Origin of the sequence: Aestuariibaculum lutulentum (assembly GCF_032926325.1) — a bacterium.
Lineage (GTDB): Bacteria > Bacteroidota > Bacteroidia > Flavobacteriales > Flavobacteriaceae > Aestuariibaculum > Aestuariibaculum lutulentum.
The window spans coordinates 1,324,620-1,348,235 of the sequence record NZ_CP136709.1; the positions used below are offsets into that span (position 1 = coordinate 1,324,620).

Genomic DNA, 23,616 nt, shown 5'->3' on the forward strand with positions numbered 1-23,616 from the left:
GATTAATTCGGGATTTTTTTATTTCCATACGCAACCTTTTAAACAGGATTGCATCTTAGTAACAAAAAGCATAAAAGAAAAGTTATTTAATTTATTATGAAAAAGTTACTATTATTTAGTTTAAGTTTATTACTCTTTGTTTCATGTAACACAGACGATGACTACGACAACTACTACTTTGAGATTTTACCTGTAAAAAGCGTAGACATTCCGGAGGAGTTTGTTATGGGAGAAACCTACCCTATTACGGTTACTTACGAAAAGCCTTCGTCTTGTTATGTTTACAGAAACTTATACTACGCTAAAGAAAACAACCAGAGAACAGTTGCACCTATCATGACGGTTTACGACAATAATAATTGTCAACCTTTGGTAGAATTTGAAGAAGATGTTACCTTTAACTTTATCGTGACAAGCAATGGTTCTTATGTGTTTAAATTTTGGCAGGGGGAAGATGATAATGGTGAAGACATATATTTAACCTTTGAAGTTCCAGTAGTAGAATAAAACTAAGTAAGTATAAACTAATTCGGCGAATTTGAGTTTAAATCAACTCATAGAACAGTGCAAGAACAATGACATTAAAGCACAAAGCGAACTGTACACTCTCTTTTCGGGTAAACTGTTTGGTTTGTGCTTAAAATACTCGCGTAATTACACCGAAGCCGAAGATAATTTACAAGATGCTTTTTTAACCATCTTCAGAAAAATAGATCAGTACGAAAACAAAGGATCGTTTGAAGGTTGGTTAAAACGCATTACAGTAAACACCGTTTTACAGCAATATAGAAAAGAAAAAGTTTTTGAAATTGCTCATGACGATAACATTGAAGATGTAGAGGTAGAAGTTGATGAAGACCGCGTGTCTATTGACTATCTATTACAAATTATACAGGAATTGCCAGACAGGTATAGATTGGTTTTTAACCTTTATGTTCTTGATGGTTATTCGCATAAAGATATAGCAGACATGCTGGAGATTAACATAGGTACATCAAAATCCAATCTGGCTCGAGCCAGGCAGATTTTAAAACAAACTATAGAATTGTATCTGGCATCACAAAATTTACAATCATTATAATAATGAGCGATAAAAAACATATAGACAGACTATTTCAGGAACGCTTTAAAGACTTTGAAGTGACTCCTAAAGATGCTGTATGGAGAAATATTGAATCTCAGCTTGGGCAGAAGAAAAGTAAAAGAGTCATTCCAATCTGGTGGCGCTATGCAGGTGTGGCGGCAGCATTATTACTATTACTAACCTTAGGTAATCAGTTTTTCAATGATGGCTCGACTCCTGTTGATGTCCCAATAATTGTGGATACTAATTCGACTTTAGAATCTTCAGATAATAATGAAAGTACTATCACTTCAGAAAACAATGACTTTATAAATTCTGAAGACAATACTAAGAATCTACAATCAGAAATTCAGAATCCTGTTCAAACAAACAGTAACACTTCTGTTACATTAACTAAATACAAAGGTTCAGAAAGTGGAGATTCAAATACCACTTCAACTTTCAATAGTATTGCTCAAAATACTTCAGAAGACAATACCAACACATTAATTAATGACAAGTCTCTTGTAAATTCTATTGAAGCAACAGAGGATCAAATCGCCAATAACACTCAAAATATTGGCGAAACCCACATAGAAAATACTATTGCCGAAACGAAATCTCAAGAAGAACAAAAAAACAATTTAACTATTGAAGAAGCGATAGAAAACAGCAAAGCCATAACCGAAAATAAAAGTAAATTAAACCGCTGGAGTATTGCACCAAATGTAGCACCCGTTTATTTCAATTCTTTAGGAGAAGGGTCTTCATTAGATCAACAGTTTGTAAAAAACTCCAAAACAGGAGAAGTTAATATGAGTTATGGTATTAATGCCAGTTATGCACTTAACGATAAAATAAGTATTCGCTCAGGGATTAACCGTGTTAATTTAGGCTACAATACGAATGATGTTGTCGTTTACGAATCTGCGGCTTTTAGCAGCAGTTCCAACAGTATGAAAAACATTAGTACGGGCGGCTCTAAAGCTAGCGAAAGTACTATTGCGGTAATTAGTTCAAATAATATTGCCGAAGCCAGTAAAGCTCCAGAAACTTTTAAAAGTTTCAACACCTCTTTAAACCAATCTTTTGGGTTTATTGAAGTGCCTTTAGAAATTGAATATGCCATTACCAATAAAAAACTAGGCATAAACGTTATTGGAGGATTTAGCTCACTATTTTTAAATAACAATGAAGTCTACTCTCAACCTGTTAATGGTTCAAAAACCTATATTGGCGAGGCAGTAAACATAAACAATGTAAGTTACAGTGCCAATTTCGGATTGGGACTAAATTATAAAGTCACTAAAAAATTAGACCTGAACTTAGAACCTATGTTCAAGTACCAGATTAACACATTCGAGAATACCTCCGGAGATTTCAAACCTTATTTTATAGGAGTTTACAGTGGATTCTCGATTAAATTTTAGATTTTTTGGTTAAATCTGGATATTGATTTTAATGTGCCCTAAATCAATATCATACAAAGGCTGCTCCGTGCCCAGAGCAGCCTTTTACATTTTAATAATTAAACTTTTCACCCGAAACTTTTCAACTGATTAAGGATAATAGATCTTGATGTTTCATTAAGGCTTTTGGTATGCTCTATATTCAAATGATTGGTTGGTAAAAAGGCGTGAATCTTAACACGCATAACACCTGGTCCTCCACTAAAAAAGGTATACGAAAAGCGCTTCTTATTATCGGCAAAGGTTATGGGCACCACCGGAATATCATGGTTAATAGCCAAACGAAAAGCACCATCTTTAAACTCATCGAGCAGAATGTCTTCATTCGGAACACCACCTTCAGGAAAAATACAAATACTTAATCCGGATTTTAAACGACGTTGCGCTCTTAAAAATACTGCTTGTCTGCTTTTTGCCGAACTGCGATCTACCAGAATACAGGTACGCTTATAGAAAAACCCGAATAGAGGGATATTAGCCAATTCTTTCTTACCTACAAACACAAACGGATTACTCACCGTTACCAGCATGAGCATAATATCTGCCATGGACGTATGATTCGCTATCAACATATAACTTTTGCCATATTCAGGAGTTTCTTCTCGTTCAATCTTAAAATAAAAGCCCATACCTATCAATATAAACTTCGCCCAGATTCGAGCCAGTTTAAAAAAGAATGGATACCATTTTTCCTTTAAAATTGAAACAAAAAGCAATGGAAACAACAACACAATAGGCAATGCCACAAGCACATAAAACCAAATGCGGTATAAAATCCAGAACAGATATTTAAAGACTCTCATACAAACAAAAATAGACTATTAAATTGATTCTATTTAATGCTGGTTAATTTTTAAAAAATTGGCAACAGGTTTTCTGTTTGATTTAAAATTAGATAATATTTTCGTTTAGCTAAAAGGGCGATTCAGAATTGCTTTTTTATGTTACTAAGTATAATTACATTTGCTCTTTCGTTTAATTTAAACCATTTCCGCCATAGCGGAAATAACAATTATGGCTAGAGTATTAACAGGTATACAAAGTACAGGAACACCACATTTAGGAAACATTTTAGGAGCAATAATTCCAGCTATTAAAATGGCTGAACAACCTGAAAATGATTCCTTTTTATTTATCGCTAATTTGCACACTTTAACGCAAATTAAAGATGCTGAAGAATTACGTTACAACACTTATTCTGTAGCTGCAACCTGGCTTGCCTTTGGTCTTGATATTGAAAAAACGGTTTTTTACAGACAAAGCGATATTCCTCAGGTAACCGAGTTATCATGGTATTTAAGCTGCTTTTTCCCTTACCAACGTTTAACATTAGCACACAGTTTTAAAGATAAAGCCGACCGTTTAGAAGATGTAAACTCAGGGTTGTTTACATACCCGATGTTAATGGCTGCCGATATTTTACTTTATGATGCCGAGATTATTCCGGTTGGAAAAGACCAGTTACAACATATTGAAATGACGCGTGATGTGGCGTCGCGTTTTCATGCTAAAATGGGAGACGTTTTTGTGTTGCCTGAAGGAAAAATTCAGGAAAACACCATGCTTATTCCTGGTACCGATGGAGAAAAAATGAGTAAATCTCGCAATAACTTCATCAATATTTTTGAAACCGATAAGAAGCTTCGCAAGCAAATTATGGCTATTAAAACCGATAGCACACCTTTGGAAGAACCAAAAGACTGGTCGACCTGTAACTGTTTCGCTCTGTATAATTTATTGGCAAACGACGAGCAAATAGCAACCATGAAAGCCAACTACGAAAATGGTAATTACGGTTACGGTCATGCTAAACAAGCGTTATTTGAATTAATCGTTGAAAAGTTTGCCACAGAACGCGAACGTTACAATTATTACATGAACAACCTTAACGAACTAGACAAAGCTTTGGCTTTAGGTGCTGAAAAAGCAAAACAAGTTGCTGATAAAGTACTAAATAAGGTTCGCAAAAAAGTAGGATATTAAATATAATTGCTATTTTTAGATGGATGAAACAACTTATCTGTCTAAAAATAGCAATCCTTTTTTGTGGCAACCTCATCTTTTCTCAGGTTGGGCTGGAGTTTCATCCCAACAAACAATTTTACTTAAAAGGAAATTCGGCTCTTACAGGCAATACCATTTTGGGTGTCGACGCTCAAAATCCCTATCACGATACAACAGAAATTAACGATAGCTTTAGTCTTGTCTATATAGATATTGACCAAGATAGTACAACGTTTAGTTCGAGTAGTGCCGATTTACTTTTCGAAAAAAACTCTAAAATAGCCTATGCGGCTTTGTATTGGAGTGCAACCTATCCCTTTGAATTTGGAGAAAAGAAAAAATCGAATCACGAAATCATTTACCAGGGAGATCCTAATAGGGACCAAAACATTAATTCTGTTTTACTAAAAACACCGACTTCAAATACTTATCTTCCAATAACGGGAGGGATTATTTTCGATAGTTACGAACAAGACATTTTTAAATACAATACGCCTTATGTTTGCTATGCCGATGTTACCAAATTACTACAAGAAACTTCTCAGGTAAACGGCACATACACGGTCGCCAATATAAAGGCTGCCCAAGGGTATATTTCAGGCGGTTCATCGGGAGGCTGGTTGCTTTATGTAATTTATAAATCTGAAACCGAAACGCCGAAATACTTTACTACTTATAATGGACTTATTGGAGTAGAAAGCGACCCTGCTACTATTTACTTTAACAACTTTAAAACACCTGCAAAAGGTAATATAAAAACGAGTTTATCTATCGCAACTCTTGAGGGCGACCGACGTATTACGTCGGATTACTGCGCCATTTTGGATTCGGACTCCAATAACTTTATTAATCTAAAAAGTAACGACCGTGAAGAGAATAACTTTTTTAACAGCAGTATTACAATCAATTCTGAAACGGATATTTCAAGAAATCCGAATAGTACAAACACACTTGGTTTCGATTTAGTAAAAATAGATGTCCCAAACGAAAACAACGCTATTTTAAAACCTAATAGTACAGAAACAGCCATTCAACTTTCAACAAAAGTCGATCGTTATTATCCGTTTTTTATTGCTTTTGAAACTGAAATCAGCACGGATTATTACCTATCAAAACAAAACAATTTTATTGCTTCTACCGAAAACACACCTATAAATACGTTCGATACGGTTAGCTCTAATATCAGTGAAAACACAATTTCTGAAACACCAGAAACACTTACATATTCGACTGATATATCGGAAGCTAAAAAATTGGAAATTGATAAAAAGATTAATGCCTCAACTCCAGTGACTGTGCCAAATTTGGAAAAAGGGTATTATCTGGTGACTAACGTATTCAAAAATAAAATTCATACCACCAACTGGATAACTTTTTTAAATGAAAAAGGATATCGTCCCAATTACTATATAAACCCTGAAAACAATTGGTATTACGTTTATATACAAAGCAACTCTAATCCTTACCCAATTTTCATTGAAAAGGAAAAACTCTCTCAAGAAGATTATTTTAAAGGACTTTGGGTTGCGAAAATAAATTATTAGATAAGTTCGAAAAGCTTTCCGGGTAGTGGTCTCACAACACCTTTTAACTCCATATTCAATAAAATACTGGCGACCTTAAAAATGGGTAAATTACAGTTAATTGCAATCATATCTAGCTGTTGTTTATCTTCAGCTTTCAGACAATTATATATTACTTTTTCTGTTTCATCTAGTTCTACGAATAATTGCTTTTGAATTACCGGTTTAGTTTCTTCTTCCAATTGCCAGTTAAGTATATAGGGCACATCTAAAGGTGTAGATAACATATGCGCTTGCTGCTTCTTTATTAAATTATTACAGCCCACGCTTTGTATATCGGTTGTTCGTCCGGGTACGGCAAAAACATCACGGTTGTAGGAATTGGCTATATCCGCGGTTACCAGACTCCCGCCCTTCTCTGCGGATTCTATAACAATAGTCGCCTCGCTTAATCCGGCAATAATCCGATTCCGCTTTAAAAAGTTATTTCTATCGAAGGCATCGCTACTCCAAAAATCAGTGAAAAACCCACCGTTTTGTTCGACCTCAACCATATATTTTTTATGAACTTTAGGATAAATCTGATTTAAACCGTGCGCTAAGCAGCCAATAGTTTGCAGATTATGTTTTAAAGCCACCTTATGTGCCGTAATGTCGGTGCCGTAGGCAAATCCGGAAACAATTACCGGATTATAAACAGTTAATTGTTCAATCAATTGTTCGCAAAAGGCAATACCGTTGGTGGTTATTTTTCGGGTTCCAACAATGCTAATTACCCGTTGCTGTTTCAAATTGATATTACCCGTTTCAAATAACAAAATAGGTGCATCAATACAATGCTTTAATCTGGTTGGATATTCCTCTTCTTCAAAGTAGGATACTTTGATTTGATTCTCCTCTATAAACTTCAGCTCTTCTTCAGCAGCTTTTAAATGTTCAACTTCAAACAAATGCTTTAAAGTTACTGTACCAACACCATCAATTTTAAGTAAATACTGTTGCTTTTCCTTTAAAACCGCCTCTGCACTACCACAATGCGCAATCAGTCGTTTGGCAATTATATCGCCAATATTCGGTACATGCTGCAAAGCCAAGGTGTACAACAACTGATGTTCGTTCATAGTATACTTCTGATTTTCAAACTACAATAAAAGAATTTTCGTACTCTTAAAAAAAATATAGAAGTAAATTTTCATCGAAAGCATAATTTTTTAACTTTGTTAATATGCAATTAGAAACTTACATAAGCGATTTACTATATAGATATGAATGTGTTACCGTTCCTGAATTTGGTTCATTTTTAACACAACGCGTATCTGCAACGATAGATGAAACTTCGAATGCGTTTTTTCCGCCAAAGAAAATCTTATCGTTTAATGAGCAAATTCAAAAAAATGACGGCTTATTAGCGCATTATATTGCCGATGTAGAGCAGATTTCTTTCGAAGCTGCAAACAAGAAAATTGCGAAACGTGTAAACGTTTTAAAAGCAAACTTAACACAAGGCGAAACGCTTAACTTTAAAAACATTGGAACACTTGTTTTTAATAGTGAAAGCAAAATGATGTTCGAACCATCGTATCAGGTTAACTACTTAACCGATGCTTTTGGTTTATCGCAATTTGTTTCACCATCTGTTACTCGTGAGGTTTATAAAGAACAAATTGAAGCCGTTGAAAAAGTTATTCCATTAACCATTAGTTCTGAAAAACGTAAGAACAGACCTTACTTTAAGTATGCTGCTATTGCCGTTATAGCCTTAACACTTGGTGGTTACGTAGCTTCAAACATGTATGTGAATGAAATTGAGCAACACAATCAAATCGCTCAACAAGAAGCAGCTCAACAATTAGACAACAAAATACAACAGGCAACTTTTAGTTTAAATCCGCTTCCGGCAGCTAACTTAAAAGTCACTAAGCAAACCGGTAAATACCATATTGTTGCGGGTGCTTTTAGAGTTGAAGACAACTGCGATGCTAAAATAGCCGAATTAAAAGCTTTAGGGTTTAGTGCTCGTAAAATTGGTGTTAACCGTTTTGGTTTACACGAAGTGGTTTATGCCAGTTATGAAGACAGACTTGAAGCTTTAAAAGCTTTAAGAACTATTAAATCTGAGCATAATAAAGATGCCTGGTTAGATGTAAGAGTCTTAGATTAAGCATTCTTTAACTTTTTAATTCCTTCTGATTTCTAAAATCCTTTTACCTTTGCGGCAAAATTAAACTAAACGCAATGAAGGGAAAGACTCCTGAAGAATCGAAAACAATCATGACCGACCTGGTTTTACCCGGTGAAACCAACCCCTTAAACAATTTGTTTGGAGGTGAATTATTGGCGCGTATGGATCGTTGTGCGGCTATTGCTGCCAGACGCCATAGTGCTCGTTTTGTAGTAACAGCCTCGGTTAATCATGTGGCATTTAATAAAGCCGTTCCATTAGATAGTGTTGTTACTGTAGAAGCTAAAGTTTCTCGTGCTTTCACAACTTCTATGGAAGTATTTATCGATGCATGGATTGAAGATCGTCAGTCGGGAGATCGCACTAAAGCTAACGAAGGTATTTACACGTTTGTTGCTGTAGATGAAACCGGACGCCCAGTTAGAATTCCTGAATTATTACCAGAAACGGAATTAGAAAAAGCGCGTTACGATGCCGCTTTACGTCGTAAACAATTAAGCTTATTACTTTCAGGTAAAATGAAACCAAGTGAAGCTACTGAGTTAAAAGCCTTCTTTATGGAAGAATAATGCTTCTATGAACTAAAACATATATTATAAAATCCTGACTTCAGTCGGGATTTTACATTTTATAAATCCACGATGCCGGGTTTTCAGTACTTGTTCCTTTTAAAATTGAAAAGGTTAAAATACTCTCTCCATTACTTGGATTGGTAAATACCTGACCTATAGATTGTTTTGTAGATACTTTATCACCTGTCTTTACGTAAACTTTTCCTAAATTTTTATACGCCGAAATATAATTACCATGCTTCACCATAACAATTGGATTTACGTTTTTCATGGTAACAATAGCGATTACTTCTCCATTAAAAATAGCTCGTACTTCAGAGCCCTTTTCAGTAGCAATACGCACACCGTTGCTCTTAATAGTTAACGATTTATCTAAAGGGTGTGGCTGTGAACCATAACGAAGCGTTACATAGCCTTTTTCAACCGGCCATGGCAACTTACCTCTATTCGACACAAAACTTGCTGCAAGCACCTTTTCTTCAGCTGTAAGCGCAAAACTGGATGATGTGGTAGGCTTACCCGCTTTTTTGTTAGATTTCGCAATAGCTTCTTTAATAATACGATCTATTTCTGCGTCAATTCTATCGGCTTCCTGTTGCTTCTTTTTTATTTGAGCGGCATAAAGATTTAAGTTACTCTTTATGATTTTCATAAGCTCGTGGTGCTGCTTTCTTTCAGCTTCAAGCGAACGCTGAACTTCCTTATTCTCCGCAATCAACTTTTTCTTTTCTTCCTGTTGCGCTAACAACTTGGTGTTTGTTTCCTGGAGTTCTACCGTTTTTAACTTTATGGTTTCTCCCTGTTGCTTTTGATGATCGGCATACTGCTTCATATATTGCAAGCGTTTATACGCCTGTTTAAAATTATTTGAAGACAGTAAAAACATGATGCGACTTTGCTGATTTTTACTTTTATAAGACTTAACTATCATGGCAGCATAATCTTCCTTCAACACCTTTAATTCATCTCGTAAATCAGTAATTTTTTTCTGATTTGTATTAATTTGACGTGTTAAATAATTCGCCTGCTGATTGGTAACCTTAATTAAATTGTCGAGCACATTAATTTTATAATTAAAGCCTTCAATTAACGATAACTCCGACTTCTCTTTAGACTTATTTTCAGCGCGAAGCTGATTGATTTTTTGAATTTCACGACGTAACTCCTGTCTGCGTGTTTCCAGTTCCTTTTGTTTGTTGCTTTGTGCCCATACCAGTGTACTGCTTAAAGTTAAAGCAAGAATAAAAAACAGTTTATATGCAGACCTTTTGTAGCTCATTAAAGTTGAATTTCTTTAAAACCAGATGGTATTTTAAACGGAAATTTTAAATCTTCGTTCAGACTTACATTTCTAAATTCCAGATTAACAATTAACTCTTCATTAGCCTCAACAGCAATCACTTTTATGTTTTCCGGAAGTAATTGTTTACCTATATTCTGATAAGATAAATAATCTATTTGTAAGTGTCTGAATGCTTTTGGTTGCGATATTTGTTGCGATTGCACCTTGAATTTCACAGGATCTAACAAGAAGAAAATTTCGAAAAGTTCGCGCTGATTTTTTGGTTGAACCACATACATATTATCATCAACTTGCGAAGTATAGTCACTATCAAACAGGTTGTAAATAGTCTCACCGTAAAGTAAATTCTGAACTTTTTGGAAATCTAATTCGGTTCCTAATAAATTACTTAAATAGGTGAAATCGCCTTCAAAATAAGTGTTATCCAACTTATTATAGAAACTCACTTTTTCAGGAGTTATTAATACTTTAACCACAGAAAACGCTGCGCTCATCCAAATCGCCTTATCCTTTTCTGCTCGGAAACTCACCGAATACGTCTGCGACTTATCGCCTTCCTGATAATTGATTTTAAGCTTAGACTGAATGGTTTTAAAATTAGCAACCTGCTTGGCATTTTCTTTAATTAGCTGGCGCGTTGAAAGCCTTAAATTGGCATCGTTACCAGTAACACGTTTTGAAGACTTACAATTAAACATCAAACCCAGGGCCAGGGCTAAGACGATGTATTTAAGTTTGTTCATTTAATTCGAGGTTTCTAATTGTTTTGCTTTATCACTAAACGTTTTTGCCTTAGCGGTATTGTTTAACAAGGTATAAGCTTTACTTAACTGACTATAAAAATCGTGCTCCATTTTAGAGTCATCAATAATATAATCTAATCCCATTTCTAAACTATTAACCGCCTTTTTAGGCTGGTTTAATTCATTTAAAGCCACACCATTTACTAAATAAAACAAGGGCTGTGATGGGTATTTTAAAAGTACCTCGCTACTTTTTTGTTCTGCCTTGGCATACTGTTGCAAATCTATATAAAGTAACAACGTATTACGAAGAACATTAAAGTTTTCTGAATTTATTTTTAAAGAGGCTTCAAAATATTCTAAAGCCTTAGCCTTATCATTTTTAGATAAATAATACTGCCCCAGTTCGGCAAGTGTTTTACTATTGTTGGTATCGCCTACCAGTGCAGTAGCTTCAACCAAGTCGTCCTCATATTCGGGATGCTCACCTACAAACTGAACAAAATCGGTTAAAACTTTTAATTTGGCTTCCGGTTTTATCTCGCTGCTTTTCACCACAATTTTCATGGATTCAATGGCCTTTTCAGCATTATTATCATCTAAATAAAACTTGTACAAAGCCAGATGTACCAATTGCGAATTCGGATTCACTTTAAGAAGTTCCTTTGCGGTTTCAAAAGCTTTTTCCTTTTCGTTGTTTTCGCTGTAGCGGAAGATTAACGCCAGATAATCTGCTTCGCGATCAGGGTTATTTTCAACACGAGCTTCTAAATTCTTTATCTGATCGTTCTTTTTCCCGGTCGCACTATAAATTTGATTACGCATCACATCACGACGTGCCGAAATACCAAGTTCTGCGTCCAGTTCATCAAGAATTTTAAGGGCTTCTTTATAGTCTTTATTTCTAACATACAACGAGGCTAAATCTTCTTTGTAATCGGTGTGAAATCTAACCAGTTGCTTTACCGTCTTTATGGCTTTATCATAATCATTTTGAACTATATAATATCCATATAACTCATCTAAAAACCATTCGTTATCAGGTGCTTTACTTACTGCTTTTTTAAAAGCATCTTCGGCTGCGCCAAAATTTTTAAGCTGCATGTAATTCTTCCCCAGCTCAAAATACAACACCGGCACTGAATTATCTAATTCAACACACTTCAATAAAGCCTCTACAGATCGATCGTAATTCTCAATGCTCTTTTGCTTTAAAGCTTCATAGAAGTTTTCCTGAAATTTATCTTCAACATTCCCCAAATCGTCATCGGGTCGTTTATTAAAATCGACCTGGGCGTAATGCACCTGCGGTAATATCGCTATTCCGAAGATACATATAACGAATCGTATGTTCTTTATGAATTTAGACATTGGGGGTTTGTTTTAATACATCTTTAACCACTTCCATTTTTTGCAACACCTCTATTTTTTCACAAGAGGCTCGCATGGTATCACGATATTTATTTGCTTCTTCAGGCAGATTATCTCCTGCTTGTTCAAATTTTTCCTGACTTGGCCACTGTGCATAAGCAATAAATGACTGCCCTTCACCTTTATGTAATTTTGAACCTAAACTACCTTCGTACTCGTAAATTAAATTGGTTAAGTTAGTCCAGGCTGTTATAAATTCAGCTTCCTGATCTTGCTTAACTTCAAACGAATACAACACAATATACATTTTTATCCGGCTACAATTATCTTTTAGTTCTATTCCAAAACGGCATAATCACCAATACTCACACTTGTAAAGTTACCATTATATTTTACATGGTTACCTATCATAGCTTCATCTAAATTAGCATTTTTTATGCTTGTATGGTTTTGTATTAAGCTATTTTTAATAATTGAATTATCTACAATACAATCGTTCCCTATAGATACATTAGGACCGATAATAGAATCTGTAATGATAACGTTCTCACCAATAAAACACGGTTCTATAATTTCTGCATTTTCTAATTTTACTGATGATGCTACCATTTGCTCATCGCCATCGGCTTTTAAAAACTGAAGCATTTTACCATTGGTTTCGACGGTTATGGCTTTGTTTCCGCAGTCCATCCATTCATCAACCGTTCCTGTTTTAAATATTTTGCCGTCTGCCATCATGCGTTTAATACCATCGTTTATCTGGTACTCACCACCATTGGTTACGTTTTCATCTAAAACTTCCTGTAATTTATCTTTTAATATAGCTACATCTTTAAAGTAATAAATACCAATTACCGCCTGATTACTCACAAAGGTTTGTGGTTTCTCAACCAACTCAACAATCTCTTGTTTATCATTAAGTTTTACTACGCCGTAAGCCTCTGGATTTTCAACTTCTTTAGTCCAAATAACACTATCTGCAGTTGGGTCCAAATCAAATTCAGCACGAATTAACGTATCGGCATAGGCAATTACTGCCGGACCTGAAAGCGACTCTTTGGCACACATAATGGCGTGCCCCGTACCTAAAGGTAAATCCTGACGATAAATAGATGCTTTAGCTCCTAAACTTTGGGCAAGTGCTTCTAAACTTTCTACAACGTCGTCACCAAACCAAGCCGGATCTCCTAATACAAAAGCCACTTCTTCAATTGGTTGCTTTAACACCTTTGCGATGTCTTTAACCAATCGGTGAACAATAGGCTGACCAGCAACAGGAATTAACGGTTTAGGTACTGTTAAACTATGTGGACGCAGACGAGAACCTCGACCTGCCATGGGTACTATAATTTTCATATCACTGCCCGCGAAAACGGGTATCTTTTTTCATTATACTATTTATTTTACACCGGTGCTTCCAAAACCACCTTCTCCTCTATCGGTTTCTGATAAAGCTTCAACTTCAACCCACTCTGCACGTTCGTGTTTAGCAATAACTAACTGAGCAATACGCTCGCCATTATTAATTACAAACTCCTCGTTAGACAAGTTGACTAAAATTACTCCCACTTCTCCTCTATAATCGGCATCTACAGTTCCCGGAGCATTTAAAACAGTTATTCCTTTTTTTGCTGCGAGACCACTTCTTGGGCGTACCTGAGCTTCATAACCAATTGGTAATTCTATGAATAACCCCGTACCAACAATACTACGTTCTAATGGTTTTAAAATTCGTGGTTCTGATAAATTAGCTCGTAAATCCATACCTGCGGAAGCAATCGTTTCGTAGTTAGGTAAGTCGTGACTGGATTTATTGATGATTTTAATTTGCATATTATCTTTTTAAAAGCTGTTTGATTTGTTTTTTCTCTGAAATATAAATGATGGTCAAAAATACTAAAACTAGGCCTGTATTTATTAAATAATCGCCCCTTAATCCTTGTTGAAAAGAAATAAAACTTATTAAAGTTGACAAAATCAGATAACCACCTATACGTTTTAAATCATAAGGTACAGGGTAATATTTTTTCCCTATAAAATATGATATTAACATCATGGTTCCATAAGCCGCTAATGTTGCCCAAGCTGATGCCATAAACCCAATTTTTGGAATCATAGTCAAATTAAAAACAACAGTAATTATTGCCCCTAATATTGAAATATACATACCATAACTAGTTCTATCGGTAAGTTTGTACCATATTGCTAAATTATTGTATATACCTAAACACAGGTTGGCCAATAAAATAATGGGGACAATACTCAGCGCTTCAAAATATTCTTTTTGACCTAATAAAATACTAGAGAATAAATCGATATAACAAACCACAATCAGCATAAAAATAGCTCCCAAAATGGTAAACCATTTAAGTATTGTGGCATAATTTTCTTTTGCATTAACCTCTTTCGCATGATTAAAAAAGAAAGGCTCTGCTCCTAAGCGAAAAGCAAAAATATAAAGCGTCATAAATACGCCCAATTTGTAACAAGCTGCATAAATACCCATTTCCTTCTTACCTATTAAATCCCCTAAAAACAACTTATCTACATTTTCATTAGTTACATAAGCTAAACTGCCAACCATAATAGGAAGTCCATACATTAAAAGTTTTTTTAAAATTTCAGGGTTTAAAGTCCATTTCATTTTAAATAAAATAGGAATCAGTAATACGAACGTGAAAAAACTCGCAATAACATTTGCTAAGAAGATATAAATAACCTGAGGTTGACCGGCTTCATAGAAATGCAATATTTTAGGTAAAATGTCTTCTGATAATATTCCATTTGGTATAATCCACAAAAACAGAACATTTAAAATCGCAAATACAGAAATATTAAAAATCTTAATACCCGTAAATTTTATGGGCTGATTTGTTACTCTCAAATAAGCAAATGGTATAACAACAATTGTATCAAAAAAAACAGTCCAGATTAATATTTTTACGTGCAAAATGCTTTCAAAACCAAAGATACTGGCAATGTTATCTGCAAAGAATAAAGCAACAACTAAAAATAAACATGTTGTTATTAAAAGGGATATAAAAGATGTAGAGACAACCTTTCCTTTTTCCTTTTCCTTGCTAAAAAATCTAAAAAAAGCAGTCTCTAGTCCATAAGTAAGTATGGCATTTAAATAAGCTGCATATACATAATAGTCTGTGTTTATTGCATATTTTTCTGCACCAAACACATCTGTATGTAGGCGTACTAAAAAAATATTTATAGCCCTTGGCAGGATAGCTGCAATCCCGTAAATAATGGTGTCTTTAAAAAATCTTTTTAATGTACCCAATCCTTAAAATTTATGGCTAAAAATACGCTTTTACCCAACGCAAACCAAAGAAACCTGTTTGAAGCTTAATTTGTTATAAATTCTATTTACGTATCACTTTCGAATACTTAAAATACTGGTACTCATCATCTAGTTTATAACCAATCATACATTCATTTTCTTTTAAAATGAAAGGTATTTTTTCTGTTAAAACAGGTAGCTTATTCCCATATTAAGCAAAAGGTTTATCACTCATAATAAAATCTTCTTTTACCAACTCTTTCTTTTGATAAACACCCGAATACAAAATATCATTTTGCTTACTTAAACTAATTTTTTTCCCATGAAAATACATATGGTCTAATGGAATAGAATTCAATTTAACAACAACATATATTTCCCTATTTATAGAATCTAATTCTTTATAATAAACGGCTTCAATATCTAAAGGTTTCATTAATTCAGATTGCTTAGCTCCTGCACATTGATATAAACTTAAAGCTAATAGCATCGACATAATAGGGTATATTATATGTTTTAAAGCATTCATTTGATTTCAATTTTACTGTTATTTAAATAAGTATTTTCAAAATTGATGCCATAAACAAGCCTAATAACAATATGAGGCTTTTGAAATTTACTATTCTTCCCCTTGAATATACGCCGTTAAAGGAATATATCCTTTTTGATCTTTAAATTCGGCCTCTGGTACGTCCATTTTAAACTGATGTTTTCCAGTTTTCAAATCACCTAAATCATAAATTCTAATGGGAATTTTATTCCCTGGGCACCAATTGTTCCAACGTGCCCAGTCTTCTGGTTTCTTAGTTTTTTTACCATATATACCGTTACTCTGTGTATTTAGAACACGATACTCTTCGCAGCTTTCACCACCCGGTGTATATTTAGCTATCTCTTCTCCGTCAAAATACACCACATGCTCACGACGAATGTATTCTTCACCTCCTTTATTAGCACCATGATTTGAGGTTATAACATACAATCTAGCATTTTTTAATGGCCTGTCTAAAACAAACTCATTAAACTTAATCGTTTCCCCTTCAACATTGGTATGTTTATAATTATCAAGCTTATCACGAGAATATAAGTGTACTAATTTGTCAACTTTGTTCGAATATGGCTTAGATGAAGAAATAAGCTTAATACTTCCTCCATAAACATCACCGCGACCTTCGCAACCTTCAACCTGTTTTTGTGCAGCATCCGGCGTGCCAAACAAATCAAACTGAATCCAGAAATCGTAGGTTTTTCGAAGTTCCTTATTGTTTAACAAGCGTCCTATGTTGTTTATTTCATACAAATAATCGACACTATTAGGCATCTTATTTTTATTCATAAAGGGAGTAACGAAACGTGCTATTTCCTGTGATATAACCACATTTTTTTCGACATAAGGCTTTCCCTTTTTTACAAAATTAAGCGCAACGTGACCTAAACGGTCATAATTATCACATCTGGCATGAAGGGTGACTTGAAGATTCAACCTGTCGCTAATGGCATTTAAATCGTCTTCAGTAAGTTGTTTTACATAGCTAGAATTCTTTAGTCTTATAACATATTCATCAACTGGTTCATCAACCGTTTTTCCGTAGCCATTATAGAAAATAATTTGGTCGAAAATTTGCCGCTCTGTTGACTGACTTTCTTGTTGAGATGTTTTACATCCGAATGCTTGCAGACATAACAGGATGATTAATAGTTTTTTCATTGATTGAGTTTTAATATTCCCGAAAATTATGAAAACCTTAAGCCTTCCTAAAGCTTTTAATATAGTTTTAGCACTTTACTCGATAATCGAGATTTAAAAAATGCTCCGAGATATACATCGAAATCAAACTTTATTCCCTTAAATTCCTCGTGGTCTTGTCCCCTACCAAGATAATTTATTAGCGCATAAAAAAACCTCTCAAAATTTGAGAGGTTTTAAATATTATGATTTTAAGAAATCTAAATCGAAACTTAGCTATTTAAAGCCTCGGCTCCACCAACGATCTCAAGGATTTCATTGGTAATAGCAGCCTGACGTGCTTTGTTGTAAGTTAATTTAAGCTGATCTCTTAATTCTTTAGCATTATCTGTTGCTTTGTGCATAGCCGTCATACGGGCACCGTGCTCAGAAGCATAAGAATCTCTAATACCTTTATACAGTTGCGTTTTTAATGACTTAGGAATTAATGCTTCAACGATTTCAACTTTCGAAGGTTCGAAAATATAATCTAAGTTTACATTCGCTTCAGTTGAAACTGGAACGATTGGTAAAAACTGCTCAGTCATTACTTCCTGAGTCGCAGCATTTTTAAATTTGTTGTATACGATTTCAATTTTATCGAACTCCCCGGCAACAAACTTATCCATTAACATTTGGGCTACTTCAGCAACATTATCAAAAGTTAAGTCATCAAAGATTGCACTCTTATTAGCAATAATTTTATTGGTCTTCTTAAAAGCGTCATTTGCTTTTTTACCAATAACTAAATAAGATACTTCCTGATTAGCATACGTCTCAGTAGTTAATCTATTTACAGCCTTAATGATGTTAGAATTAAATGCCCCACATAAACCTCTGTTTGAAGTAATAGCTACAATAAGTACTTTGTTTACCTCACGTTGTGTAGAGTATTTGCTTCCTGTATTTTCGTCTAAAGTTGCACTTAAGCTTTGTAGAAGCTCAGTTAACTTATCTGCATAAGGACGCATTGCTGTAATAGCATCTTGTGCCTTCTTTAACTTTGCAGCAGATACCATTTTCATGGCACTGGTAATCTGCATCGTTGAAGATACCGATGTTATTCTGTTACGTATTTCTTTTAAATTCGCCATATTTTAAAATATGAAATAAGACTCCTGCCGAAGCAGGAATATTAATTATGCTCTATATTTTCCTGATAATTCTTTTGCTACAGTAGCTAATGTATCTGTAACTTCATCAGTTAATTTACCTGCTTTTAAAGTCGCTAATACATCGCTGTGTTTTGCTCTTAAGAATTCTAAGTAATCTCTTTCGAATTCTTTTACTTTTTCTACAGGAACGTCTTTTAATAAGTTTTTAGAACCAGCGTAGATAATTGCAACCTGATCTTCAACAGTAAATGGATCGTTTTGAGCTTGCTTTAAGATCTCAACGTTACGCTTACCTTTCTCAATTACGTTTAAAGTAACAGCATCTAAATCTGAACCGAATTTCGCGAATGCTTCTAACTCACGGAATTGAGCCTGGTCTAATTTTAAAGTACCAGATACTTTTTTCATTGATTTAATCTGTGCGTTACCACCAACACGAGATACAGAAATACCTACGTTAATTGCAGGACGTACACCAGAGTTAAATAAATCACCATCTAAGAAAATCTGTCCGTCTGTAATAGAAATTACGTTTGTTGGAATATAAGCCGATACGTCACCTGCTTGAGTTTCAATGATTGGTAAAGCTGTTAACGAACCACCACCTTTTACAACAGATTTTAATGAATCTGGTAAGTCGTTCATTCCTTTTGCGATCTCATCATCGTTGATGATTTTAGCAGAACGCTCTAATAAACGAGAGTGTAAGTAGAAAACGTCTCCAGGGTACGCCTCACGTCCTGGTGGACGACGTAATAATAAAGATACCTCACGGTAAGCAACTGCTTGTTTCGATAAATCATCGAATACGATTAAAGCAGGACGACCAGTATCTCTAAAGTACTCACCAATTGCAGCACCCGCCATAGGAGCGTAAACCTGCATTGGAGCTGGATCTGAAGCATTAGCAGCTACGATAGTTGTATAAGCTAAAGCACCTTTCTCTTCTAATGTTTTAGCTATGTTTGCTACAGTTGAAGCTTTTTGTCCAACAGCAACATATATACAGTATACTGGGTTCCCAGCATCGTAAAATTCTTTTTGATTTAAGATAGCATCGATACAAACGGTAGTTTTACCAGTTTGACGGTCTCCAATTACCAACTCACGTTGTCCTCTACCAACAGGGATCATCGCGTCGATAGACTTGATACCAGTTTGTAATGGCTCAGTTACAGGCTCACGGAAAACAACACCTGGAGCTTTACGCTCTAAAGGCATTTGGTAAGTTTGTCCTGCAATAGCACCTTTACCATCGATAGGGTTACCTAAAGTATCAACAACACGACCAACAATACCTTCTCCTACATTAATAGAAGCAATACGTCCTGTACGTTTTACTGTAGAACCTTCTTTTACTTCTTTAGAAGGACCTAATAATACCACACCTACGTTATCTTCTTCAAGGTTTAATACGATACCCTCTAATCCTCCTTCAAACTCTACTAACTCACCGTATTGTGCATTAGAAAGTCCGTAAGCACGTGCAATACCATCACCTACAGTTAATACTGTTCCTACTTCGTCTAATGAAGCTCCTGCTTCAAAACCTGAAAGTTGTTGTTTTAAGATTGCTGATATCTCAGCTGGTTTAACTTCTGCCATCTTATTGTTTATTTAAGATAAAACTATCTTTAGTTTAATGTAAATTCTCTTTTTAACTTGTTTAATTTGTTAGCGATACTTGCATCATACTGCACATCGCCAACACGTAATACGAAACCTCCTAAGATGTTTTCGTCTACAATGTTTTGAACTTCTACTTCTTTTCCTGTAAGTTCTTTAACCTTAGCTAATACCTTAGCATTTAATTCTGCTGTTAATGGCACTGCGGTAGTTACTTTAGCTATTTGAGTTCCTTTTAACTGGTCGAATAACACACTGTATTGTTTTGCTACTTCGCCAATTAAAGCAATTCTTTTGTTGCTAATTAAAGTGTCTACTAAATTTCCAGTTAATTCGTTAGTGTTTTTAAACACTTCTTCGATTACTGATTTTTTAATAGATGATCTTACGATAGGATTTTGAAGCACACCGTTTAATTCTTTACTTTCTGCAATGGTGTTAGCAATTAAAGTCATATCAGCATTAACAGCCTCGGCTGCATTTTTATCTGATGCTAAACTTAAAACCGCTTTTGCGTAACGTATTGCTGCTCTTTCTCCTGCCATAGTAATATTAACTTAATGTAGCTTCTCCAATTAAAGAATCTACTAATTTTTGTTGTTTACTATTATCTGAAAGTTCGTCGCGTAACACTTTCTCAGCGATTTCGATAGATAAACCAGCAACGTGACTTTTCAATTCTGCAATAGCAGCTTTCTTTTCGCTTTCGATAGCAGCGTGCGCTTGCTCGATAATTGTGTTTGCTTGTGTCTCAGCTTCAGTTTTTGCAGCTTCAATCATTTTATCCTTCATCTCACGTGCTTCTTTAAGCATCGCTTCTCTTTCTGCTCTAGCCTCGTTTAATAATTTCTTATTATCTGCTTGAAGATTTTGCATTTCTAATCTTGCTTTTTCAGCTGAATCTAATGCATCTTTAATCCCGTCTTCACGAGTTTGTAACGACTCTAAAATAGGTTTCCAAGCAAATTTTCTCATTAATACAATTAAGATTAATAAGATGATGGCTTGCATAAAAAACAATCCTGGTGAAAAATCATTTAATAACTGATCCATATGTAACTATATAATAAGTTTTACTTCTGTGTTTTGTTTAATTTTTTAAAAACAGCTTCTGCAACCAACCGTTGCAGAATGCTATTTCTATTTTGTTTCTTTTAGGAATTATTTTCCTAAGATTAATGCACCGAATGCTAAACCTTCTAATAAAGCTCCGATGATAATCATTGCTGTTTGGATTTTTCCAGCAGCTTCTGGTTGACGAGCGATAGCTTCCATAGCGCTACCACCAATTTTACCTAAACCTAATCCAGCTCCGATTACGATTAATCCTGCTCCAATTAAATTGTACATACTAATTGATTTTAAATATTAATTAAACAAATTCTTAATTAGTGATGGTCGTGTTCTTCAACAGCCATTCCTATAAATAACGATGATAACATCGTGAAAATAAACGCTTGTAAAAAGGCTACCAGAATTTCGATAACCGAGATAAATAATGCTAGTGCTAATGAAACACCTGTTGATGCTACCGGACCAAAGGCTTCTTTCATTGTAATAACTAATGCTATTAAGCTCATAACCACAAAGTGTCCTGCAGTCATGTTAGCAAATAAACGCACTAACAGAGAGAATGGCTTAATTAATACAAAACCAATTAATTCTATTACTGCTAAGATAGGTCTTAAGATGTAAGGTACTCCTGGCATCCATAAGGTGTGCCCCCAGAAATCTTTACTTCCGCTAAATAAATAGATAACAACAGTAAAAATTGCTAAACAGAAGGTTACTGCAATCTGACCTGTTACGTTAAATCCAAGTGGCGTTAAACCTAATAAGTTTAAGATCCAAATAAAGAAGAATACAGTTAATAAGAACGACATGAACTTTCTGTATTTTTTCTCACCAATATTCGGACGTGCAATTTCGTCACGCACATAAATTACTAAAGGCTCTAAAGCACGACCAAAACCAGTTGGAATTGCTCCTTTTTTGTATCCTTTAGCTAAAGCTCCAAATCCTAAAATCATTAAAAGCCCTGCTAATAACATACCGAATACACTTTTAGTAATAGAGAAGTCTAATACTTTGTGTGCATTTTCAGCGTGGTGGTGATCGTCAAAAACAACTTCATCTGCTCCAGCTTCTAATTCGTATATTTTACTGTGAATCTTTGTTAACTTAACACCACCCTTTTCTACAACAACGTGACCGTTATCGTCGTGGTGAAATTCTGAAGACATAAATGTTCTTAAACCTTCACTAGTCCATACAATAACAGGTAACGGGAAACTTACGTGAGTTCCTGTTTCGTTATTAGTATATAAATGAAAATCGTGAGAATCTTTTAAGTGATGTGCAATGTATTCTTTAATCTCTTCTGGAGTATCAATTTTATTTCCTCCTTCATGATGCTGATTATCATGCTCTCCTTCGTTTGCAAAGGCAAAAACCGAAGTCATCATTAAAACTAAAATTGCAATAAATTTGATAGATTTTTTTGCTACCATCATATTTTCTAAACTAATGAAATTACGCTCTCTAAAATTTTGTGCAAATGTACACAATAATTTAAAAACCCAAACCCTTTTTTTAGTTAGTTTTTTTTATGATGCTGAATTATCAAATTTTAGCTAAATTTTTCTTTAACTATTTGCTGTTTAGCAACTTTCCTACAGCAATAGCTTCGGTGGTTAAAAACAAGAATAATGGCAGCACTAAAGCGTAGCGTTCTGCCTGAGTTAAACTGTCATTTTCGAACACGGCATTTTTAAAAATCAACAAGAACAAACCTATTTTTAAAAACATAAATGCCAAATAAGCATAACCCGCATTATTAGGCATAATGCTACAAATACCCTCAATACTCGCATACACTATTAAAGATGCAATAGCGTGAAATAAATACACCTGCCATAATGGAAATGATAGCGGCTGAGAAATAAATTGCTGATGTATGGTTAAAGCAATTGCAAAAAGTAAAACTACAACTAGTGTGAAAACCAGTATTCTTTTAATCATTTTTATCGTTATTGGTAATATTAAGTACTTGCCTAATAACAGAAAACATTGCCAGGAAAACCGCTAGCAATGTTACTATTTTATAATATAACTGATCGGAGTTGTCAAATTTATAATCTAACCACTCGCCTAATTTACTCCCCAAATATATGGTTAACCCCATTTGAAGTGCAATAGATGTAAACCTTACATACTTATTAAGCTGTCTTTGATTTTTGTCCACTGTTAATTTCTTTTACAGCACCTTTCATTAAACAGGTTACGTTGAATGCTGCCCCTGGCTCTACAGCTAGCTTAGCTACAGAAACCTCGCCTTCTATAACTGCAGAATCTTTTAAAGTTAAGGTTCCTGATAAGGTTAACTTACCTGAAAATTTACCTTCAAAATACGCATCGGTTCCTTGTAATGTTCCTTTTATAAAACCGGTTTTTCCAACCACAACTTTACCTTTGGTAACTACATTACCTTCAACGGTTCCTTCAATTCTAAAATCGCCTTCACTACTCATGTCGCCAATTAATGTGGTGCCTTGAGAAATATTCTGACTAGTAGGTCCTTCTGTCATCTTTTTTTCTTTTTTGTTTTCGGAAAACATAATTGCTATT

At 34.7% G+C, this 23,616-nt stretch carries 27 protein-coding genes; 7 read left to right on the top strand and 20 right to left on the bottom strand.

The window, feature by feature from the left end; translation table 11 throughout:
• Window positions 1-96: 96 nt before the first annotated feature.
• From R1X58_RS05630 to R1X58_RS05640, 3 genes are read left to right on the top strand one after another with little or no spacing between them, the layout of a single operon-like run.
• The gene (locus tag R1X58_RS05630) at window positions 97-507 is read left to right on the top strand and encodes a hypothetical protein (protein WP_240572381.1); all 411 of its coding nucleotides are present in this window, start codon (window positions 97-99) and stop codon (window positions 505-507) included.
• Window positions 508-538: 31 nt separating this feature from the next.
• Window positions 539-1,081 carry an RNA polymerase sigma factor gene (locus tag R1X58_RS05635; protein WP_240572382.1) on the top strand — a complete coding sequence of 181 codons (543 nt, stop codon included), beginning with the start codon at window positions 539-541 and terminating at the stop codon, window positions 1,079-1,081.
• Window positions 1,082-1,083: 2 nt separating this feature from the next.
• Window positions 1,084-2,493, top strand: a complete 1,410-nt coding sequence (locus R1X58_RS05640; RefSeq protein ID WP_240572383.1) for a hypothetical protein — start codon at window positions 1,084-1,086, stop codon at window positions 2,491-2,493.
• A 107-nt stretch (window positions 2,494-2,600) separates the two neighbouring features.
• Here the strand turns inward: R1X58_RS05640 and R1X58_RS05645 are convergent, their stop codons facing one another.
• Window positions 2,601-3,335, bottom strand: coding sequence for a lysophospholipid acyltransferase family protein (locus R1X58_RS05645; RefSeq protein WP_240572384.1), 735 nt, complete (start codon window positions 3,333-3,335; stop codon window positions 2,601-2,603).
• Window positions 3,336-3,546: 211 nt separating this feature from the next.
• Here R1X58_RS05645 and trpS point away from each other — a divergent pair, with 211 nt between their 5' ends.
• A complete protein-coding gene (gene trpS, locus R1X58_RS05650; protein ID WP_240572385.1) occupies window positions 3,547-4,515 on the top strand; it encodes a tryptophan--tRNA ligase in 969 nt (322 codons plus the stop codon).
• A gap of 23 nt (window positions 4,516-4,538) precedes the next feature.
• A complete protein-coding gene (locus R1X58_RS05655) occupies window positions 4,539-6,080 on the top strand; it encodes a hypothetical protein (protein ID WP_240572386.1) in 1,542 nt (513 codons plus the stop codon).
• Here R1X58_RS05655 and dprA read toward each other — a convergent pair.
• Complete coding sequence (dprA, locus tag R1X58_RS05660) at window positions 6,077-7,180, bottom strand: DNA-processing protein DprA (RefSeq protein WP_240572387.1); 1,104 nt, start codon at window positions 7,178-7,180, stop codon at window positions 6,077-6,079. The genes R1X58_RS05655 and dprA overlap by 4 nt on opposite strands.
• A gap of 104 nt (window positions 7,181-7,284) precedes the next feature.
• On the opposite strand from dprA, the gene R1X58_RS05665 reads away from it, so the two are divergent.
• Together R1X58_RS05665 and R1X58_RS05670 are read left to right on the top strand one after the other, a co-directional pair.
• Window positions 7,285-8,220: an HU domain-containing protein gene (locus tag R1X58_RS05665; RefSeq protein ID WP_240572388.1), complete on the top strand. Its 936-nt coding sequence runs from the start codon at window positions 7,285-7,287 to the stop codon at window positions 8,218-8,220.
• Window positions 8,221-8,294: 74 nt separating this feature from the next.
• Window positions 8,295-8,810 (top strand): acyl-CoA thioesterase, encoded by a 516-nt coding sequence (locus R1X58_RS05670; RefSeq protein ID WP_240572389.1) that lies wholly within the window; start codon window positions 8,295-8,297, stop codon window positions 8,808-8,810.
• A 52-nt stretch (window positions 8,811-8,862) separates the two neighbouring features.
• Here the strand turns inward: R1X58_RS05670 and R1X58_RS05675 are convergent, their stop codons facing one another.
• From R1X58_RS05675 to R1X58_RS05760, 18 genes are all read right to left on the bottom strand, one after another.
• Entirely contained in the window at window positions 8,863-10,092 is a 1,230-nt protein-coding gene (locus R1X58_RS05675; protein WP_240572390.1) for a murein hydrolase activator EnvC family protein, read from the bottom strand.
• Entirely contained in the window at window positions 10,092-10,859 is a 768-nt protein-coding gene (locus R1X58_RS05680) for a DUF4292 domain-containing protein (protein WP_240572391.1), read from the bottom strand. Before R1X58_RS05680 ends, R1X58_RS05675 begins: the two co-directional genes overlap by 1 nt.
• Window positions 10,860-12,230 carry a tetratricopeptide repeat protein gene (locus tag R1X58_RS05685; protein ID WP_240572392.1) on the bottom strand — a complete coding sequence of 457 codons (1,371 nt, stop codon included), beginning with the start codon at window positions 12,228-12,230 and terminating at the stop codon, window positions 10,860-10,862.
• Entirely contained in the window at window positions 12,223-12,528 is a 306-nt protein-coding gene (locus R1X58_RS05690) for an antibiotic biosynthesis monooxygenase family protein (RefSeq protein WP_240572393.1), read from the bottom strand. Before R1X58_RS05690 ends, R1X58_RS05685 begins: the two co-directional genes overlap by 8 nt.
• A gap of 38 nt (window positions 12,529-12,566) precedes the next feature.
• Entirely contained in the window at window positions 12,567-13,586 is a 1,020-nt protein-coding gene (locus R1X58_RS05695; protein ID WP_240572394.1) for a sugar phosphate nucleotidyltransferase, read from the bottom strand.
• A 42-nt stretch (window positions 13,587-13,628) separates the two neighbouring features.
• Window positions 13,629-14,063, bottom strand: a complete 435-nt coding sequence (gene dut / locus R1X58_RS05700; protein ID WP_240572395.1) for a dUTP diphosphatase — start codon at window positions 14,061-14,063, stop codon at window positions 13,629-13,631.
• A 1-nt stretch (window position 14,064) separates the two neighbouring features.
• Window positions 14,065-15,522 (bottom strand): oligosaccharide flippase family protein, encoded by a 1,458-nt coding sequence (locus R1X58_RS05705; protein ID WP_240572396.1) that lies wholly within the window; start codon window positions 15,520-15,522, stop codon window positions 14,065-14,067.
• Between the two features lie 211 nt (window positions 15,523-15,733).
• Window positions 15,734-16,018: a hypothetical protein gene (locus tag R1X58_RS05710; protein ID WP_240572397.1), complete on the bottom strand. Its 285-nt coding sequence runs from the start codon at window positions 16,016-16,018 to the stop codon at window positions 15,734-15,736.
• Between the two features lie 123 nt (window positions 16,019-16,141).
• Window positions 16,142-17,230, bottom strand: a complete 1,089-nt coding sequence (locus R1X58_RS05715) for a peptide-N-glycosidase F-related protein (protein WP_240572398.1) — start codon at window positions 17,228-17,230, stop codon at window positions 16,142-16,144.
• A gap of 251 nt (window positions 17,231-17,481) precedes the next feature.
• Complete coding sequence (gene atpG / locus R1X58_RS05720) at window positions 17,482-18,342, bottom strand: ATP synthase F1 subunit gamma (RefSeq protein ID WP_240572399.1); 861 nt, start codon at window positions 18,340-18,342, stop codon at window positions 17,482-17,484.
• A 45-nt stretch (window positions 18,343-18,387) separates the two neighbouring features.
• Window positions 18,388-19,968: a F0F1 ATP synthase subunit alpha gene (gene atpA / locus R1X58_RS05725; RefSeq protein WP_240572400.1), complete on the bottom strand. Its 1,581-nt coding sequence runs from the start codon at window positions 19,966-19,968 to the stop codon at window positions 18,388-18,390.
• 29 nt (window positions 19,969-19,997) lie between these two features.
• Window positions 19,998-20,534 (bottom strand): ATP synthase F1 subunit delta, encoded by a 537-nt coding sequence (gene atpH, locus R1X58_RS05730; RefSeq protein ID WP_240572401.1) that lies wholly within the window; start codon window positions 20,532-20,534, stop codon window positions 19,998-20,000.
• A 7-nt stretch (window positions 20,535-20,541) separates the two neighbouring features.
• Window positions 20,542-21,042 (bottom strand): F0F1 ATP synthase subunit B, encoded by a 501-nt coding sequence (locus tag R1X58_RS05735; protein WP_240572402.1) that lies wholly within the window; start codon window positions 21,040-21,042, stop codon window positions 20,542-20,544.
• A 108-nt stretch (window positions 21,043-21,150) separates the two neighbouring features.
• Window positions 21,151-21,339: an ATP synthase F0 subunit C gene (atpE, locus tag R1X58_RS05740; protein ID WP_057782517.1), complete on the bottom strand. Its 189-nt coding sequence runs from the start codon at window positions 21,337-21,339 to the stop codon at window positions 21,151-21,153.
• 38 nt (window positions 21,340-21,377) lie between these two features.
• Complete coding sequence (gene atpB, locus R1X58_RS05745) at window positions 21,378-22,502, bottom strand: F0F1 ATP synthase subunit A (protein WP_240572403.1); 1,125 nt, start codon at window positions 22,500-22,502, stop codon at window positions 21,378-21,380.
• Window positions 22,503-22,638: 136 nt separating this feature from the next.
• Window positions 22,639-23,010, bottom strand: coding sequence for a DUF6168 family protein (locus R1X58_RS05750; RefSeq protein ID WP_240572405.1), 372 nt, complete (start codon window positions 23,008-23,010; stop codon window positions 22,639-22,641).
• Window positions 23,003-23,233, bottom strand: a complete 231-nt coding sequence (locus R1X58_RS05755; protein WP_317293010.1) for an AtpZ/AtpI family protein — start codon at window positions 23,231-23,233, stop codon at window positions 23,003-23,005. Before R1X58_RS05755 ends, R1X58_RS05750 begins: the two co-directional genes overlap by 8 nt.
• Window positions 23,208-23,606 (bottom strand): bactofilin family protein, encoded by a 399-nt coding sequence (locus tag R1X58_RS05760; protein WP_240572406.1) that lies wholly within the window; start codon window positions 23,604-23,606, stop codon window positions 23,208-23,210. Before R1X58_RS05760 ends, R1X58_RS05755 begins: the two co-directional genes overlap by 26 nt.
• Between the last annotated feature and the right edge of the window lie 10 nt (window positions 23,607-23,616).

Bases quoted from the DNA above. Each gene is read 5' to 3' on its own strand.
- R1X58_RS05750 (WP_240572405.1), bottom strand. From the start codon at position 23,010: ATGATTAAAAGAATACTGGTTTTCACACTAGTTGTAGTTTTACTTTTT.
- atpA (WP_240572400.1), bottom strand. From the start codon at position 19,968: ATGGCAGAAGTTAAACCAGCTGAGATATCAGCAATCTTAAAACAACAA.
- dut (WP_240572395.1), bottom strand. From the start codon at position 14,063: ATGCAAATTAAAATCATCAATAAATCCAGTCACGACTTACCTAACTAC.
- trpS (WP_240572385.1), top strand. From the start codon at position 3,547: ATGGCTAGAGTATTAACAGGTATACAAAGTACAGGAACACCACATTTA.
- R1X58_RS05655 (WP_240572386.1), top strand. From the start codon at position 4,539: ATGAAACAACTTATCTGTCTAAAAATAGCAATCCTTTTTTGTGGCAAC.
- atpH (WP_240572401.1), bottom strand. From the start codon at position 20,534: ATGGCAGGAGAAAGAGCAGCAATACGTTACGCAAAAGCGGTTTTAAGT.
- R1X58_RS05680 (WP_240572391.1), bottom strand. From the start codon at position 10,859: ATGAACAAACTTAAATACATCGTCTTAGCCCTGGCCCTGGGTTTGATG.
- R1X58_RS05685 (WP_240572392.1), bottom strand. From the start codon at position 12,230: ATGTCTAAATTCATAAAGAACATACGATTCGTTATATGTATCTTCGGA.
- R1X58_RS05715 (WP_240572398.1), bottom strand. From the start codon at position 17,230: ATGAAAAAACTATTAATCATCCTGTTATGTCTGCAAGCATTCGGATGT.
- R1X58_RS05695 (WP_240572394.1), bottom strand. From the start codon at position 13,586: ATGAAAATTATAGTACCCATGGCAGGTCGAGGTTCTCGTCTGCGTCCA.
- R1X58_RS05645 (WP_240572384.1), bottom strand. From the start codon at position 3,335: ATGAGAGTCTTTAAATATCTGTTCTGGATTTTATACCGCATTTGGTTT.
- R1X58_RS05735 (WP_240572402.1), bottom strand. From the start codon at position 21,042: ATGGATCAGTTATTAAATGATTTTTCACCAGGATTGTTTTTTATGCAA.
- R1X58_RS05665 (WP_240572388.1), top strand. From the start codon at position 7,285: ATGCAATTAGAAACTTACATAAGCGATTTACTATATAGATATGAATGT.
- dprA (WP_240572387.1), bottom strand. From the start codon at position 7,180: ATGAACGAACATCAGTTGTTGTACACCTTGGCTTTGCAGCATGTACCG.
- R1X58_RS05670 (WP_240572389.1), top strand. From the start codon at position 8,295: ATGAAGGGAAAGACTCCTGAAGAATCGAAAACAATCATGACCGACCTG.
- atpG (WP_240572399.1), bottom strand. From the start codon at position 18,342: ATGGCGAATTTAAAAGAAATACGTAACAGAATAACATCGGTATCTTCA.
- R1X58_RS05760 (WP_240572406.1), bottom strand. From the start codon at position 23,606: ATGTTTTCCGAAAACAAAAAAGAAAAAAAGATGACAGAAGGACCTACT.
- R1X58_RS05630 (WP_240572381.1), top strand. From the start codon at position 97: ATGAAAAAGTTACTATTATTTAGTTTAAGTTTATTACTCTTTGTTTCA.
- R1X58_RS05640 (WP_240572383.1), top strand. From the start codon at position 1,084: ATGAGCGATAAAAAACATATAGACAGACTATTTCAGGAACGCTTTAAA.
- atpE (WP_057782517.1), bottom strand. From the start codon at position 21,339: ATGTACAATTTAATTGGAGCAGGATTAATCGTAATCGGAGCTGGATTA.
- R1X58_RS05710 (WP_240572397.1), bottom strand. From the start codon at position 16,018: ATGTCGATGCTATTAGCTTTAAGTTTATATCAATGTGCAGGAGCTAAG.
- R1X58_RS05675 (WP_240572390.1), bottom strand. From the start codon at position 10,092: ATGAGCTACAAAAGGTCTGCATATAAACTGTTTTTTATTCTTGCTTTA.
- atpB (WP_240572403.1), bottom strand. From the start codon at position 22,502: ATGATGGTAGCAAAAAAATCTATCAAATTTATTGCAATTTTAGTTTTA.